Origin of the sequence: Raoultibacter phocaeensis (genome assembly GCF_901411515.1) — a bacterium.
Lineage (GTDB): Bacteria > Actinomycetota > Coriobacteriia > Coriobacteriales > Eggerthellaceae > Raoultibacter > Raoultibacter phocaeensis.
On sequence record NZ_CABDUX010000002.1, the window covers coordinates 1,694,869 to 1,708,812 of the forward strand.

12 protein-coding genes are annotated in these 13,944 nt (G+C 58.8%); 2 read left to right on the forward strand and 10 right to left on the reverse strand.

All coding sequences use genetic code 11. The features are described from left to right. Positions 1-66: 66 nt before the first annotated feature. Positions 67-813, forward strand: coding sequence for an epoxyqueuosine reductase QueH (locus tag FJE54_RS15130; RefSeq protein ID WP_139653616.1), 747 nt, complete (start codon positions 67-69; stop codon positions 811-813). Continuing rightward, positions 810-1,979 carry a tRNA preQ1(34) S-adenosylmethionine ribosyltransferase-isomerase QueA gene (gene queA, locus FJE54_RS15135; RefSeq protein WP_139653617.1) on the forward strand — a complete coding sequence of 390 codons (1,170 nt, stop codon included), beginning with the start codon at positions 810-812 and terminating at the stop codon, positions 1,977-1,979. Before FJE54_RS15130 ends, queA begins: the two co-directional genes overlap by 4 nt. Positions 1,980-1,992: 13 nt before the next feature. Here queA and FJE54_RS15140 read toward each other — a convergent pair whose 3' ends face one another. The 10 genes from FJE54_RS15140 to FJE54_RS15185 form a co-directional block, all read right to left on the reverse strand. Continuing rightward, positions 1,993-4,038, reverse strand: a complete 2,046-nt coding sequence (locus FJE54_RS15140; RefSeq protein WP_139653618.1) for a sensor domain-containing diguanylate cyclase — start codon at positions 4,036-4,038, stop codon at positions 1,993-1,995. A gap of 312 nt (positions 4,039-4,350) precedes the next feature. Beyond that, positions 4,351-4,554, reverse strand: a complete 204-nt coding sequence (locus tag FJE54_RS15145; protein WP_102375198.1) for a cold-shock protein — start codon at positions 4,552-4,554, stop codon at positions 4,351-4,353. A 260-nt stretch (positions 4,555-4,814) separates the two neighbouring features. Continuing rightward, entirely contained in the window at positions 4,815-5,228 is a 414-nt protein-coding gene (locus tag FJE54_RS15150; RefSeq protein WP_139653619.1) for a hypothetical protein, read from the reverse strand. Between the two features lie 29 nt (positions 5,229-5,257). Continuing rightward, positions 5,258-6,328, reverse strand: a complete 1,071-nt coding sequence (gene ruvB, locus FJE54_RS15155) for a Holliday junction branch migration DNA helicase RuvB (RefSeq protein WP_139653620.1) — start codon at positions 6,326-6,328, stop codon at positions 5,258-5,260. 54 nt (positions 6,329-6,382) lie between these two features. Next, the gene (gene ruvA / locus FJE54_RS15160; RefSeq protein WP_139653621.1) at positions 6,383-6,964 is read right to left on the reverse strand and encodes a Holliday junction branch migration protein RuvA; all 582 of its coding nucleotides are present in this window, start codon (positions 6,962-6,964) and stop codon (positions 6,383-6,385) included. Beyond that, positions 6,961-7,452: a crossover junction endodeoxyribonuclease RuvC gene (ruvC, locus tag FJE54_RS15165; RefSeq protein ID WP_139653622.1), complete on the reverse strand. Its 492-nt coding sequence runs from the start codon at positions 7,450-7,452 to the stop codon at positions 6,961-6,963. Before ruvC ends, ruvA begins: the two co-directional genes overlap by 4 nt. A gap of 197 nt (positions 7,453-7,649) precedes the next feature. Beyond that, positions 7,650-8,450: a YebC/PmpR family DNA-binding transcriptional regulator gene (locus FJE54_RS15170; RefSeq protein WP_139653623.1), complete on the reverse strand. Its 801-nt coding sequence runs from the start codon at positions 8,448-8,450 to the stop codon at positions 7,650-7,652. Positions 8,451-8,514: 64 nt separating this feature from the next. After that, entirely contained in the window at positions 8,515-9,252 is a 738-nt protein-coding gene (locus FJE54_RS15175) for an HAD family hydrolase (protein ID WP_139653624.1), read from the reverse strand. A gap of 131 nt (positions 9,253-9,383) precedes the next feature. Further along, complete coding sequence (locus FJE54_RS15180) at positions 9,384-11,630, reverse strand: putative bifunctional diguanylate cyclase/phosphodiesterase (RefSeq protein WP_218971945.1); 2,247 nt, start codon at positions 11,628-11,630, stop codon at positions 9,384-9,386. A 408-nt stretch (positions 11,631-12,038) separates the two neighbouring features. Next, on the reverse strand, positions 12,039-13,835 hold the full coding sequence (locus FJE54_RS15185; RefSeq protein WP_139653625.1) for an FAD-binding protein: 1,797 nt from the start codon (positions 13,833-13,835) through the stop codon (positions 12,039-12,041). Between the last annotated feature and the right edge of the window lie 109 nt (positions 13,836-13,944).

Genomic DNA, 13,944 nt, shown 5'->3' on the forward strand with positions numbered 1-13,944 from the left:
GGTATCAGGTTGCATATATGCTCGCATGGTAGTATAGGACAGGTTGAAGGAGCTGGCGAGAAGCATATGAAATTACTACTCCACGCGTGCTGCGGCCCCTGCTCGCTCGAGCCGACGAGGCTTTTGGCGCACGCGGGCCACGACATCGCGATCGCATACATGAATTCGAACATACACCCTGCCGAGGAATACGCACGCAGGGCCGAAACGCTGCGCGCTTGGGCAGCATCGGGTGGGTTGCCCGTCGTCGAGGGCCCATACGATCCCGAGGCGTGGGAGCGCACGGTTGGAGCCGTTGCCGCAGATGCCGCAAAGAGCCGCGAAGACCGGTGCCGCGCCTGCTATCGCCTGCGTCTCGAGGAAACGGCGTGCTACGCGAGCGCGCATGGTTTCGATGGAATCTCCACCACGCTCACGGTGAGCCCCTATCAGTATACCGACGTTATTCGAGAGGAGCTCGAACGGGCAGCGACGGCTCACAAGCTCGCCTACGTGTTCGAGGATTTCCGCCCCTTTTACGACGAGGCGACGCGCAGAAGCCGCGAGCTCAACATGTACCGCCAGAACTATTGCGGCTGCAGGATATCGCAAGCAGAAGCAGAAACGGAGCGGCGCGAGCGAAAGGCCGCACGGAAAGCCGCACGCGAAGCGGAGCAGCTCAAACGTTCTGCCGAGGCGGCTGTAGCCGAGGAAGAGCGCTTAAGAAAGCGAGCCGAGCGGAAGGCCTACGCCGAGAAGCAGGAGCGCAAGCACCGAATCCTCAAAGAGCTTCGTGAAAAGAACCGAGACCGATCAGAAAGACCGAACGCATGAAAACGAGCGATTTCGATTACATCCTTCCCGAAGAGCGCATCGCACAAGCGCCTGCTGCAAAGCGCGACGAATGCAAGCTGCTCGTGATGGACCGCAACACCGGCGCGATCGAGGATCGCATTTTCCGCGACATCTACGAGTACCTGAAGCCCGGCGATCTGCTCGTCGCCAACGAAACACGCGTCATGCCTGCCCGCCTGCTTGGAGCGAAGCGCGGTACCGGAGGCGCAGCGGAAGTGTTTTTGCTCCGCGAATCGTTCGGCCACAGCGCATCCGGGAGCGACGCATCGCCCAAGCACAACGGTACGCGCAGCCACAGCGCATCGGCCAGTACGAACGAAGCGCCCGATCACCGCATGCCATCGAACCAGACGGCTTTCTGGGAGGTGCTCGTCAGACCCGGCAAGCGCCTCAAGCCGGGTGCAATCGTCGATTTCGCCGATGCTGCAGGCAATGTGGCGATGAGCGCCGAGATCGTCGATTGGGTCGAAAGCGCCGAAAAGGGCGAGCGACTTGTGCGCCTTGTAACTGAGCGCTACGCTACGCTTGACGAGGCAATGCACGCAGTCGGCCATACGCCGCTTCCCCCCTACATAAAAAACTACGCGGGCGACGAAGAGCTGTACCAGACCGTGTTCTCGAAGCGGGAACGGTCCGCGGCAGCCCCCACCGCAGGCCTGCACTTCACCCCCGAACTGATCGAGCGACTGCAAGAAAAGGGCGTTTTTTGGGAAACCGTAGAACTGGAAGTCGGACTCGACACGTTTCGCATCGTCGATGAGGACGACCCCGAACAACATCGCATCCATACCGAGTTCTACACCGTGCCCCAGCACGTCGTCGATGCGGTGAGCGCAACTCGTGCACGCGGCGGGCGCGTCGTTGCCGTCGGCACGACAAGCGTGCGCAGCCTGGAAAGCGCATGGGACGACGATGCCGGAATGCTTAAAGCGCGAAACCGCGAGGCGACATCGCTCTATATCCTTCCCGGATACGAGTTCCATGCGGTCGACGCGCTTGTAACGAACTTTCACGTGCCGCGCTCGACACTCATGATGCTCGTCAGCGCGTTTTCCACCCGCGACAACATCATAGCCGCCTACGAGCACGCGGTCGCGCAGAAATACCGCATGCTCTCGTTCGGCGACGCCATGTTCATCGCGTAGGACTCGACTTTTTTCAGTCAGAAACGTCCTTATCGGAAATGGCGCTTTCGCCCCTGCTCGAAACCCGCATGACCCGATCAGCCCCGTAACCCGCATTTCCGCAGCGGCGATCAACCCCTTGCACGGTTCCTTCGGCACGCAGATCGCCGAATACGACGAAACAGTTCTTGCCGAGCTTTTTAGCATGGTACAAGGCCGTATCGGCGTTTCCGATCAGCGTTGCGAAATCGCCTCCGTCATCCGGATACACCGCCACGCCCGCGCTGGCCGACATTTTCCATGCGATCCCCTCGGTTTCACACGTCGCATCGAGTGCCCTGATGAGGGTGCTAGCCTTCGCTTTCGCCCACGCTTCTTTGGGTATCTCGACGAACGCTGTAAATTCGTCTCCCCCGACGCGACCGAGCACAGCGCCCTTGCCGAACTGTTCGCGCAGGATGTCGCAGAAGGCGACGATAACCTCATCGCCGAACTGATGGCCGTGCGCGTCGTTCGCCTGCTTGAAATCGTCTATGTCGATCATGAAGAGTGCGAAACGTCGGTCGAGCTTTTCGGAGAGCAGCGCTTCGATATAGCGTGCCGTTGCGCCCTTGGATGCAAAGCCCGTCATCTCGTCGGTTTCGGCGCGCTCGATCATCTTGCGCTCCTGGCGTTTTTCGGCGTCGATGTTCTGCCGATACGAAAGCATGTGGACCGTTCCCTCGCTTTCGAGCTTCACGATGCGCGCTGTGATGCGCATCCAGTAGTACTCGCCCGCTTTATCGGCCATCAAGAACTCGTATTGGAGCATTTCGCGTCCCTCAGAGAACGCCTTCATAACCGAAGACGGCCTGAACGTATCGATGTAGCCCTGACGGAATTCTTCTTTAATCTGCTTTTCTGCGACGATTTCGAGCGCCTTGTCAAACGGTGTGCCCTTCGGGGCGCCGAGGCTTTCGAAGTAGCGTTCTGTAGCATCGTTCGCCGAGCAGTTGTTCGTGATGTCGAGTTCGTAGATGTGCTCGAACAGATCTTCAGTAGCGCGTTCAAAAGCCGTGCGTCGCTCGGCTTCGGCCATGCGGGTCACTTCGACGATTCGCCTATTGAACGCCCTGATAGTCTGCGTGATGATACCGAGTATGGCAACGATGACTACGACGATGATGAGCATCGATTCGAAAAAGCGCTGCTGTAGACCGGCGAGCAGCTCGCCGGTATCCCGTTCCACGACAAGGTTCCAGTCAAGATCGGGTACCGTGCGCACCACCATGTACGAGTCGACCGCGACGCCCTCGGCCGAATCGATCCAGAAGCCCTTCGGCGTCTCGTCCTCGCCGAGCGAAAGCACGCACTCGCGTACATCGTCGCCATAGGGGTACACGTCGAACAGGTTCGCCTCGTCGTAGCCGACGTGATCCCTCGAAAGCTGAATCGTGCCGTCTTCGCTCACGAAGTAGACGTCGGCATCGAAGGTTTCGGCATAATCGGCGAGAACCGCCTGGAGCTCGCTTGTGCGCACCCCTACGCCCACGATGCCCAGAAGATCGCCTTCCTCGGAAAGAACCCGGCAATTGACGAATACGGTAATTTCATCGTTGGTCACCTGGTCGTTGTCGACTTCCAGCAGATAATCCTCCGTACTCTCAATCGCCTCGAAGTACCATCCGTTTTCAGGATCGCCTTCGACGAGCGTGCGGTCGTAGCCCGCGTAGCTGTAGTAACGGGCCGTTGCGGCGGACACGAGGAAGACCGACTCGTAGCCGAACGCCTTATGGTATGCCTCGAGGTACCCGACGACTTCTTCGGTGAAATCCCCATCCTCGCCCGTCTCAACCCCTCGCTCAAGCAATTCGGCGAGAAATACATCGCCTGCCATCGTGCGCGACGCCATAACAGGTTTCGCGAATATCGCCGACTGCTGATGGAAGATGTCTTCAGAGACGAGCAGCGAAAGGTTTTCTATATCCTGGGCAGATGAGCTGTAGTTAGCGCGATAACCGAGAAATGCCACCAAGAGAAAGCCCGTCGCTACGACAAGACATACGAGCACATTCGTACGCGCCAGAGTACTTTTCCCCATGAACTGCCTTTCATGCCTCGATGCCAAAGCCCTCGACCACGACGGCACTCGCTAAAGAGGGCGCCATCCTCGAGCCGAAGGTTCGAATTCGAAATAAAAAATTAGTATATGACTGGCAGTACACCAAAACGTCAACAAACTCCTGATGTGCCCAGATGTTGTAGGTTGCCCAGGGTTTTGCGGGTTAGGTCTAACGCGGCTTGCGAACCAGTCGAGCGCACATCTAAGTTTGCTGCGTGTGATATCGAGACGAAAAAAAACGACCCCGCTTTTGCGGGGCCGATTCTGGCATATGTAAGACAAACCCGAAAGTTAAGCCTTCGTCACATTGCTCGCCTGGAGCTTGCCATTCTGGCCGGTGGTGACGTCGAACTGCACTGCAGCACCTTCGTCGAGGGTCTTGAACCCGTCCATCTTGATCTCAGAGAAGTGGACGAAGAGATCTTCGCCATCGTTCTGGGAGATGAACCCATAGCCTTTTTCCGGGTTGAACCACTTAACAGTACCTTCCGCCATTGTTTCCTCTTTCCTCTTCCCCTACCCAGGGAAGGTCACTCTTCGTGCTGCATGGCGGCAACACTTGGCCCCCATTGCTGGGGCTTTGTTCCACTTTACACTAAACTGAAGCGGTTGGGTGCATGATTTATCGTGTTTCGCGTTTTTTTACCGTCCCGTAAAGCATTTGAAGCTTAAACGAGCGCTGCAACGCCGTTCTCGAGCGGGTCACGTTTTCCGCCGCGCGCAAGCCTGCGCGAAAACCCGAAGCATGCAGAACGCTACAGCCCTTTTTTGCTTTCCTCGAACAACGTCTCGAATTCCTCTGCCGAAATCGATTCCTCGGTAAGATCGATGCCGTACGAATCGGCAAGGGCGCGGGCCTGGCTCGCTCGTAGCGCAGCTCGCTCGGTATCACCGGCATCTTCGAGATAGCGCGATTCGAGCAGGAGGCTGCGGGCAATGTATTCGACCACCCGCGGATCGGTCCCCGAAACCGAGAGGATGCTCGCAATGGATTCGGGCGCAAGCGAAAGGAGCACGCCCCCATCGAGTTCGGTCGCCTCGCCAATCGCGGTCTCGAGCATTTCGGCAGCTGAAGCGGGATCGAGCTTGCCGTTGGCCTTTTCCATACTGCGCCTGATCGCCTCGGCGAACTGGAGGAATATGCGCATCAGATAATCTTGTTGAAACATGGTTGCCTCTCGGTTTGCATGGGTCCGGATTACCCTGTAGCGGGTGCCGGAATACCCAGATGGTCGTATGTTCTTTCGGTCGCCTGCCTGCCGCGCGGCGTACGGATCATGAGGCCCTGTTGCAGCAGGTAAGGCTCGTAGACGTCTTCGAGCGTTTCGGGATCTTCGGATAGGGCCGACGCGAGCGTGGTTAAGCCCACGGGCCGCCCCCCGAAGCGAACGGCCAGAAGCTCCAGGATGCGATTGTCCATGATGTCGAGCCCGAGCGAATCGACCTCGAAGAAGCTCAGGGCCTGCGCTGCAACGTCTTCGTCGATCGTACCGTCGCCGCGCACCTGCGCCCAATCGCGCACGCGTTTGAGCAGGCGGTTCGCCAGACGCGGCGTTCCCCTGCTGCGCCGAGCGATTTCGAGTGCACCGTCGCGCTCGATACCGATGTCGAGAATCGAGGCGGATCGCTGCACGATGGTGCACAGCTCGTCGGGCGTGTAGTAGTCCAAGCGGAAGAGCATGCCGAAGCGGTCGCGCAAAGGTCCGGTAAGAAGCCCCGTACGCGTAGTAGCGCCGACGAGCGTGAACCTCGGAAGGTCGAGGCGGATCGAACGGGCAGCCGGACCCTTGCCCACCACGATGTCGAGCACGTAATCCTCAAGCGCCGGATACAGCACCTCTTCGACCATGCGGTTCAACCGGTGGATCTCGTCGATGAACAGCACATCGCCCTCTTCGAGGTTCGTGAGTATCGCGGCAAGATCGCCCGTACGCTCGATTGCGGGGCCGCTCGTCGTTCTGATGTTGGCGTTCAGCTCGTTGGCGACCACCGTGGCAAGCGTGGTCTTGCCGAGGCCCGGCGGACCCGAAAACAGAATATGGTCGACCACTTCGCCTCGCGCTTTCGCGGCCTCGATCAGAACGGAAAGGGAATCCTTGACCTTTTCCTGACCGGCGTAATCGGCCAAAAGCTTGGGACGCAGGCTCCGATCGAGCGCAAGATCGTCCTCCGTAAGATCGGGAGTGACCGCGCGCGATGCGCTGAGCGCACCGTCGGCTTCCGCCGCCGAGAACACCATGCCTTCTATTTCGATGCTGCCGTTTTCCATAACCGCCTAATTTCGTACGCTGGGCAACCGATTGCCGCGATGCGGGCGCATAGCCTATTCGCCCATACGCTTCAAAGCGTATTGTAGCAGCATGGCCTCGTCGGCTTGGTCGGGAGCGCCCTTGAGTGCTAGTTCGATCTCGGCAGATGTGAATCCCATGGACAAAAGCGCATCCTGCACGCCCTGCACGGGACCGCCCGTTGCGGCCACGGCCGTGGGCTCGCCGAGCAGATCGGCATCGAGCGATCCTTTGAGTTCGAGAATGATGCGGGATGCCGTTTTCTTTCCGACGCCGGGTATTTTCGATACGAGCGCAACATCCTGCGAGGTGATGGCCGCGACAAGCTGTTGGGGCGAGAACACCGACAACGCCGAGAGCGCCACTTTGGGCCCGATGCCCGAAACGCTGTTCAGCCGCAGGAACAGTCCCTTTTCTTCCTGGGAAAGAAACCCGTACAGCGACACCGCATCTTCCCGCACGTTCAGATGCGTATGCACAAGCACGCGTTCTCCCGTCGCGGGAAGTTTCGCAAGGCTTCCCGCAGCCATGCCGACCGCGTAGCCCACACCCCCGACGTCGATAAACGCCGTATCCTGCGTTTTGCCTGCCAGTATGCCGTTGAGAAACGCTATCATAGTGCTCCTTTATGCGTGGTATAGCAGATGGCTGCGGCGAGCGCATCGGCTGCGTGGTCGGGATGGGGAACGGCCTCGAGCGAAAGCAGCTGCTTGACCATGTACTGCACCTGCTCTTTCTCAGCCGTACCGGTACCGACCACAGCAAGCTTGATCTGGCGCGGTGTAAATTCGCCGACCGGCAGATTCCCCGTCGCACAGGCCACAAGCGCGGCTCCGCGCGCCTGGCTCGTGCCGATACCCGCCGTGACGTTTTCGCCGAACCACACCGTTTCGATGCCGACGCACTCGGGCTCGAACCGTGCGATCACAGCTCCCATCTGATCGTGGATTTTCTTGAGGCGCTGGCAAAGCTCGGTATCCTTCGACGTGGAAACGCAGCCGTACGCAAGGCACGTCAGCCTCGGGCCCCGTTGGGCCACAACGCCCCACCCCGTATTAGCAAGCCCCGGATCGATTCCGAGGACGATGCGTTCAACCGATGCCATGAAACCCTTTCGCCTATCGGTTTGCGATGCCGTTCGAACCCCGCTTACAACAAGCCGGCTCGAACGTATATGCGACAACAAACACTTGTTCGCATGATACCACAACGAATCCTGCACGAAAGATAAAGGAACGAGAATATGCAAAACAAAAACGGGCGCACCCGAAGATGCGCCCGCTTACAAACAAAAGGGTCAGTCTACTCGCTATCGAGCGCTGCGGCGATTTCGTCGGTTACGTCCATCGAGTGATACACATTCTGAATGTCTTCAAGCTCTTCGAACTTATCAATGAGGCGCATGACCTTCTTCGCGTCGGAAATGCTCACCTCGGTGGGGGTCGTAGCCTCCATGATAAGCTCGGCACCCTTCGTCTCAAGGCCCGACTCCTCAAGCGCCTTCTTCACCGCCATAAGCTCGGTGGGCGCGGTGTAGACGATCCACTCCTCGTCGGCATCTTCGTAATCGTCGCCACCGGCATCGGCCACAGCAAGCATGAATTCCTCTTCGTCGCCAGCGGCGCCGTTCGCCTTCATGCCCTCTTTTTTATCGCCCTCGATCTCTTTCGGGATCATGATCTGGCCTTTGCGCTCGAACTGGAACGCGACCGAACCGGACGTGCCCAAGCTGCCGTTCGCATGAGAGAACGCGCTGCGCACGTCGGCGGCGGTGCGATTGCGGTTATCGGTGAGCGCCTCGAGGTAGACGGCGACGCCCGCAGGCCCGTAGCCTTCGTAGATGACCGTCTCGTAGTTGGCCGCATCTTTGCCGCTGCCGAACGCCTTGTCGATGGCGGTTTTGATCTTGTCTTTAGGAAGCGAGTAGCCCTTCGCCTTTTCGATGGCGGCCGCGAGCGACGCGTTGTTGTCGGGGTTCGGGTCGCCACCCTCCTTGGCTGCCACCGTGATGTTACGGGACAGTTTGGAGAACAGAGCCGAGCGCTTAGCGTCCTGCGCGGCTTTGCGGTGCTTCGTGGTTGCCCATTTTGAATGCCCTGACATATGGTTTCCCTAACTCTCTGATGCAATTCCAGCGCGTTATTGTATCACACCAGCTCCCTGCGCTTCAGAGAGTGCGAACGCTCTCCATAATAGGACGTGCGGCGGCACAGGGCGAACAGGCGGCAACTTCTCGTCTTGCGTAGCGCCCCGCGACAAACTCCACGATGTCGAGATCGGCGTAGCCGCGAATCGCGAAATCGGACAGCTCGGCAAGCTCGTCGAACGTACCCGAATCGTCGCGGTCATGGATGCCGATCGTACGATAACCTGCTCCGCGAAGCGTGCGCAACGCGTACGCGGCATCCTCGAACACCCATGTTTCTTCCTTCGGCGTTCCCAGAAAGGCCCGAGCATAGTCGTATACCGCCGGCTCGCGCTTCGAGGCGCCCACGTCGTCGGTCGAGGCGACAATCGAGAAGAATTCGCGCAGCCCCGCATGTCCGAGACCGATCTCAAGCAGGTGATTCGGGCTTGACGACGCCACTCCCATCTTGATCCCGAGCGAAGCGAGCGCACGGACGAACTCAAGCGCCCCCAAACGGGCTTCGACCGAAAGCGCATAGTGGCCGACGACCAGATCCTGGATCATGTCGGCAACCTCTTCGGCGCACGTTCCGACTCCGTACTTCTCGTTAAAGAACGCACCCGCCTCGGGCACGGTCAGCGTAGTGAGAATGTCCACGTCGCGCGCATCGAGCGAAGCCCCCGCCCGAGCCGCAAGCGTACGCTCCGCACGCCTCCATGCCCCCATCGTATCGAGCAGCGTTCCGTCGCAATCGAATATGACTCCTGAAACCTGCATGCACAACCTCAACTTTCGTTTCGTCGCTTCCTCCGTTATACGGGTCCACCGTACCAAGGAGGAATCAAGCGGCGATAAGAAGCGGGTAAAACTTGTGCAATATCAATTCCGCAGAACCAGTCGGCCTTGCGCTACAGCGATCGCGGTGCCGTGCCGTCGCCGAACACCATGTCCTCGAACTTATCGACGGGTACCGGTGTCGAGAACACGTATCCTTGTACCGCATCGCATTCGACGCTGCGAAGGAACTCGACTTGCGGAATGGTTTCAACGCCCTCGGCAACGGTTCCCATATCGAGCTTCTTCGCAAGCTCGACCACCGACTCGACCACAGCGCATCCCCGCTCGTCGTTGCCGATGAAGAACTGTCGATCGATCTTCAGCACGTCGACGGGAATCTCCTTGAGAACATTCAGCGACGAATAGCCGCTGCCGAAATCGTCCATGGAGCAGCGGAATCCGCAATCGTGGATATCGTCGACCACGCTGCGCAACTGCTCGATGCTCTCAAACGCAACGCGCTCGGTCAATTCGAACTCGAGCAGGTGCGCTGGAATGTCGTAGCGCTCCCGCACTTCCTCGAACGCCTTGAGGAAATCCCTGCGCCGCAAATGGACGGGCGATAGGTTGACCGAAATAGGAAGCGTCTCGCGACCCGAATCCATCCACATGCGCAATCGTTTGCATACCTGCTCGAACACGTTGAGGTCGAGTTTGATGATGAAGCCGTTGCGCTCGAAGAACGGGATGAACTCGTCGGGCGGAATCAGCCCGCGCTCGGGAGAATCCCACCGCACGAGCGCTTCGGCACCGATCACCTCGTTGGTATCGAGGCTCACCTTCGGCTGCAGGTACACCACGAATTCGCCCGTCTCGAGCGCATGGTCCATCTCGTTTTCCATTCCCTTTTCCCGCAGCAGCCGAGCATGCTCGATATCGTCGAAGAACATGCACGAGCACAAGGACCCGCCCGACCGCCGTTCGCTCTTGCGCGCTGTATTCGATCGGTCGCGCACGGCCACAATGTCGGTTTCGGATTCGTTCACCAGATACACGCCGCAGTTCAGCTTCAGGAAGTACGGAGCATCGACGTCGACATTGATGCGGTTGATCTCTTCGGCCAGATGGTTCAGCCACACCTCGATGCTTCCGCGATCGAGCTCTTCAAGCACGACGTTGAACACATCGGCGGAAATACGTGCCGCAATTTCCCCGTCGTGGAGGTTCGCGACGATTGTATCGTGAATGTGCTTGAGCGTCGCGTTACCCCGTTCCTTGCCAAACGTATCGTTGATGAGCCTGAAGTTGCTCACATCAAGCGTTACGAAGGTGAAGGGCCGGCGTTTCTGCATGCGCTGAGCTACCAGATGGTCGAAGCGTGCCATGGTGTGGCCGCACGTTACCGGATCCACGAAGGCGATACGACTGATCTCACGGTTCTTGCGCGCCGTCATCCAAAGCAGATAGCCGCCGAACAACCCGAATGCGGCAAGGGCGAGCAAAGCGACGGCAACGATGGCCATATGCGTGAAATTGGTGAGAGAGCTCGTATACACATCGGGAGGAACGACGGAAAGCGCGTACCATCCTCCTTTATCGAGCGGCCAGTAGTTCATTTCGCGAGGCTCGTTATTGATACTGTAGCGAATTCGCCCGCTCTCGCCGCTTGCCATCGCCTGCTGCATGAGGGCTATCTCCGATTGGCTGATATCGGTTTGCTCGGCAAGGCTATCGAATACGTTACTTCCCTCAAGCAATGCGTTCTGGTTGCTGGAGCGCAAGATGAATTCGCCCTCGCGTGAAACGATATGGGAAAAGCCCACCCCGTCTGCCGTATCGGTATTGAGCAGAAGCTCCATTGTTTCAGGGGCGACCAACCCCACGATCGCGCCCATGTCGCCGCTCGGCGCAGGCGCTGCGTACAAAGCACCCCGTTCGCCTTCGAAAACTGAAACGAGCTGGTCGCTGACGCCCGGGTTGCCGGCAATTGCCTTCTTGACCGCGCTAAAGTCCGAGAGATCGACCGATTCCCTGCCGTCAACCAGCAAATTCCCTTTAAGATCGGTGTAGCCGATCCACACAAACGGGCTCGTGGCGATAACCGCATCGATCATTTCATCGCGGGTGCGCTCGTCTTGACCAGCTATTTCAAGCTGCACTCCAAGGTTCGATAGCAACTCGAGGTTGAAGCTCATCCTCTGGTTGATGCGATATGTGGTCTGCTGAGATAGCTCGGCCAGATACCGTTCGGTTTCCTCGGTAGCAATCGCCGTGCTCCGCATCACGGTCGCCCCGCTGATCACTGCCGCCAAAACGATGAGCACCCCGAACAATGCAAAGAATATGCCCAGGTTATTCCTTTGTACCAGAGATTTCACGACCTTCTCCCGCTTCCTTCAGCATGCCGTATCTCACTGCACGGGATCACGTGCGCTTGCAAACAAGCGGATACAATCCTCTATAAGCAGATTAGTCATCGATTATCGCAGGAAACGCTGTATCGGGCAAGAAGTATGCGCTCAGGCTTTCGCAGCGGGCATCCGACGATTTCAATCGTGCAGGATCGTGTCGAGCAGAACGAAAGCTTCCAAGATGCACTATTCGTCTACGAAAACGAATCAGGACCAACAAACAGGAAGAGCCGCATTGGGGGAATGCGGCTCTTCCTATGTTTCAGACCTTGACTAGTATATGATTGTGTCTAGTACTTGACAAGAACTTTTTTATCATGGTTCGATAAGAGGCGGTCCTGTGCGCACAAGCCGCAGGAAGCGCGCTCGCACAAACTATGCGTCGGTCTTGCCGTCTTCATCCATGATACCGCCTGCGACCATGTAGCCGCCGACGAAAGCGAGACCCAGATCGGCGTACATGCCCGTGAGAGGCTTGCCCGAAGGGTTGCCCTCCCCCGACGATCCGCCGGCCGTATGCCAGCCCGCGTACAAACCGGGTATAACCTGCCCCGATGTATTCACCACCTGCATGGCGGGCGTGATGCGCAACCCGGTTTTCGAGCCGAACACATGCCCCCCGAGTTTCGCCCCGTAATAGGGCGGCTCGTCGACGGCGATCATCCACTCGGGTGGATACTTGTACGATGCCGCGTAGTCTTCGCCTTTCGCACACGCTTCGTTCCATTGCTTGACCGCATTGACGAGCACGCCGCCTTCGAGGCCGAGTGCCTCTTCGAGCTCTTCGACCGTATCGCACTTCGCGATAGCTCCGGCATCGACCATCTGCTGGAAACCGGTGTGCCAATCGCGCAGCCATTCGGGAACGCGGTCGATGTACGGATCGTCCGCTTCGACGATCTTCGCCTTGCGGCAGATGATCTGGCCGAAGAAGTTCTGGGTCACAAGCTCGTCGAACTTCGAGTCGAAGCAGCAATAGGTTTTGCCGCCCGGCTGGTTCATCTCGATAGCGGCCGTATCGCACAGGCCCGCCGACGAAGGTGCGGCATCGGTAGAATACGGATAGCTCGTCGCCGACGTGGAGATGTAGGGCACGCGCTGGCCGTCGCGGTTGATGCGCAGCCACGGTTGGCGAAGCGCCTGGTTGCCGTCTTTGTTGATATGCGAATCCATCATGGTGTCGTATTCGTTGTAATCGCGCCACCACACGCCGCCGTCGAAGGCTCCGGTAGAATCGTAGCCCGAAAGATCGGCCCCGACGCCCTGCCCCATGCGGATGCACTCGCCTGTGCCGTTCGGCGGCGTAGCGATGTTGGCTATACCGTGCAAGCACGTTGCCGAGTGTTTTGCCATCATGGCGCGGTTCATCTCCATGCCGCCCGCCGTGAGCACCACCGCCCGGTCGGCGCGGATGAACTTCTCTTCCTTCTGATCGGTCACTTTCACGCCGAGGACGGCGGTTCCGTCGAACACGAGCGTATCGACCGTGCACTGCGTCCGGATTTCAACGCCTGCATCGCGCGCGGTTTGCTCGAGCTCCTGAAACGGAATCAGGTTCACGTTGATGCCGTTCGTGGGCGTGGACATGCCCTCCCATTCGAGTAAACCGGCTCCCGCAGGCGATGGGTTCATGGGAACCCACTTGGCCCCCGCCTTCTCATTCATCCAATCGATGCACTGCGGCCCCTCGACGGCCATGGCGCGCAGAAGGTCGGGATCACCCGTCATCTGCTGGCAGTCCATGAAGAACTCGACGATATTGTCGATGTCGTAGGGGTAGGACGGATAGGCCCACCCGAGCGCTTCCGCCTGTTTATGTCCGCCGATATTCGAGAACACCGACGAGTGCTTCGAATTGCCGCCTGTCTCTTCGCTTCGCTCCAGCATGAGTACGCCGTAGCCCGCCTGCGCGAGACGGATCGACGCGTTCATGCCGCCTGCACCCGAACCGACCACTACGATCTCGGCCTCTTCGTCCCACGATGCGGGCGGCTCAACCGGATCGATGGGAGCCGCAGCCGCTTCGAACGCCGCACGCTCCGACGAGCCGCCCGCCTCCGGGTTGGCAGCCGTTTCTCCCGCGGCAGGCGCGCATCCCGCAAACCCCGCCAACGCCCCCGCTCCCCCGAGCAACGCAGCACCTTTGAGAAAACTTCTTCGATCGAGTTGCATGTATATCCCCTTTCCCAAGTCTGCTCGGCCTTCCCCTGAACGCCGAATCCATAGCGCAATCGTATCGGTCCGCATGCGCAAAACGCGGGAGGGCTTTTGGTAAGGTATG

What these genes read in the sequence shown, in the direction of transcription:
- queA (WP_139653617.1), top strand. Translation starts at nt 810, where the DNA reads ATGAAAACGAGCGATTTCGATTACATCCTTCCCGAAGAGCGCATCGCA.
- ruvB (WP_139653620.1), bottom strand. Translation starts at nt 6,328, where the DNA reads ATGGAAAACGGCAGCATCGAAATAGAAGGCATGGTGTTCTCGGCGGCG.
- FJE54_RS15175 (WP_139653624.1), bottom strand. Translation starts at nt 9,252, where the DNA reads ATGCAGGTTTCAGGAGTCATATTCGATTGCGACGGAACGCTGCTCGAT.
- FJE54_RS15185 (WP_139653625.1), bottom strand. Translation starts at nt 13,835, where the DNA reads ATGCAACTCGATCGAAGAAGTTTTCTCAAAGGTGCTGCGTTGCTCGGG.
- FJE54_RS15130 (WP_139653616.1), top strand. Translation starts at nt 67, where the DNA reads ATGAAATTACTACTCCACGCGTGCTGCGGCCCCTGCTCGCTCGAGCCG.
- FJE54_RS15150 (WP_139653619.1), bottom strand. Translation starts at nt 5,228, where the DNA reads ATGTTTCAACAAGATTATCTGATGCGCATATTCCTCCAGTTCGCCGAG.
- ruvA (WP_139653621.1), bottom strand. Translation starts at nt 6,964, where the DNA reads ATGATAGCGTTTCTCAACGGCATACTGGCAGGCAAAACGCAGGATACG.
- FJE54_RS15170 (WP_139653623.1), bottom strand. Translation starts at nt 8,450, where the DNA reads ATGTCAGGGCATTCAAAATGGGCAACCACGAAGCACCGCAAAGCCGCG.
- FJE54_RS15140 (WP_139653618.1), bottom strand. Translation starts at nt 4,038, where the DNA reads ATGGGGAAAAGTACTCTGGCGCGTACGAATGTGCTCGTATGTCTTGTC.
- FJE54_RS15145 (WP_102375198.1), bottom strand. Translation starts at nt 4,554, where the DNA reads ATGGCGGAAGGTACTGTTAAGTGGTTCAACCCGGAAAAAGGCTATGGG.
- ruvC (WP_139653622.1), bottom strand. Translation starts at nt 7,452, where the DNA reads ATGGCATCGGTTGAACGCATCGTCCTCGGAATCGATCCGGGGCTTGCT.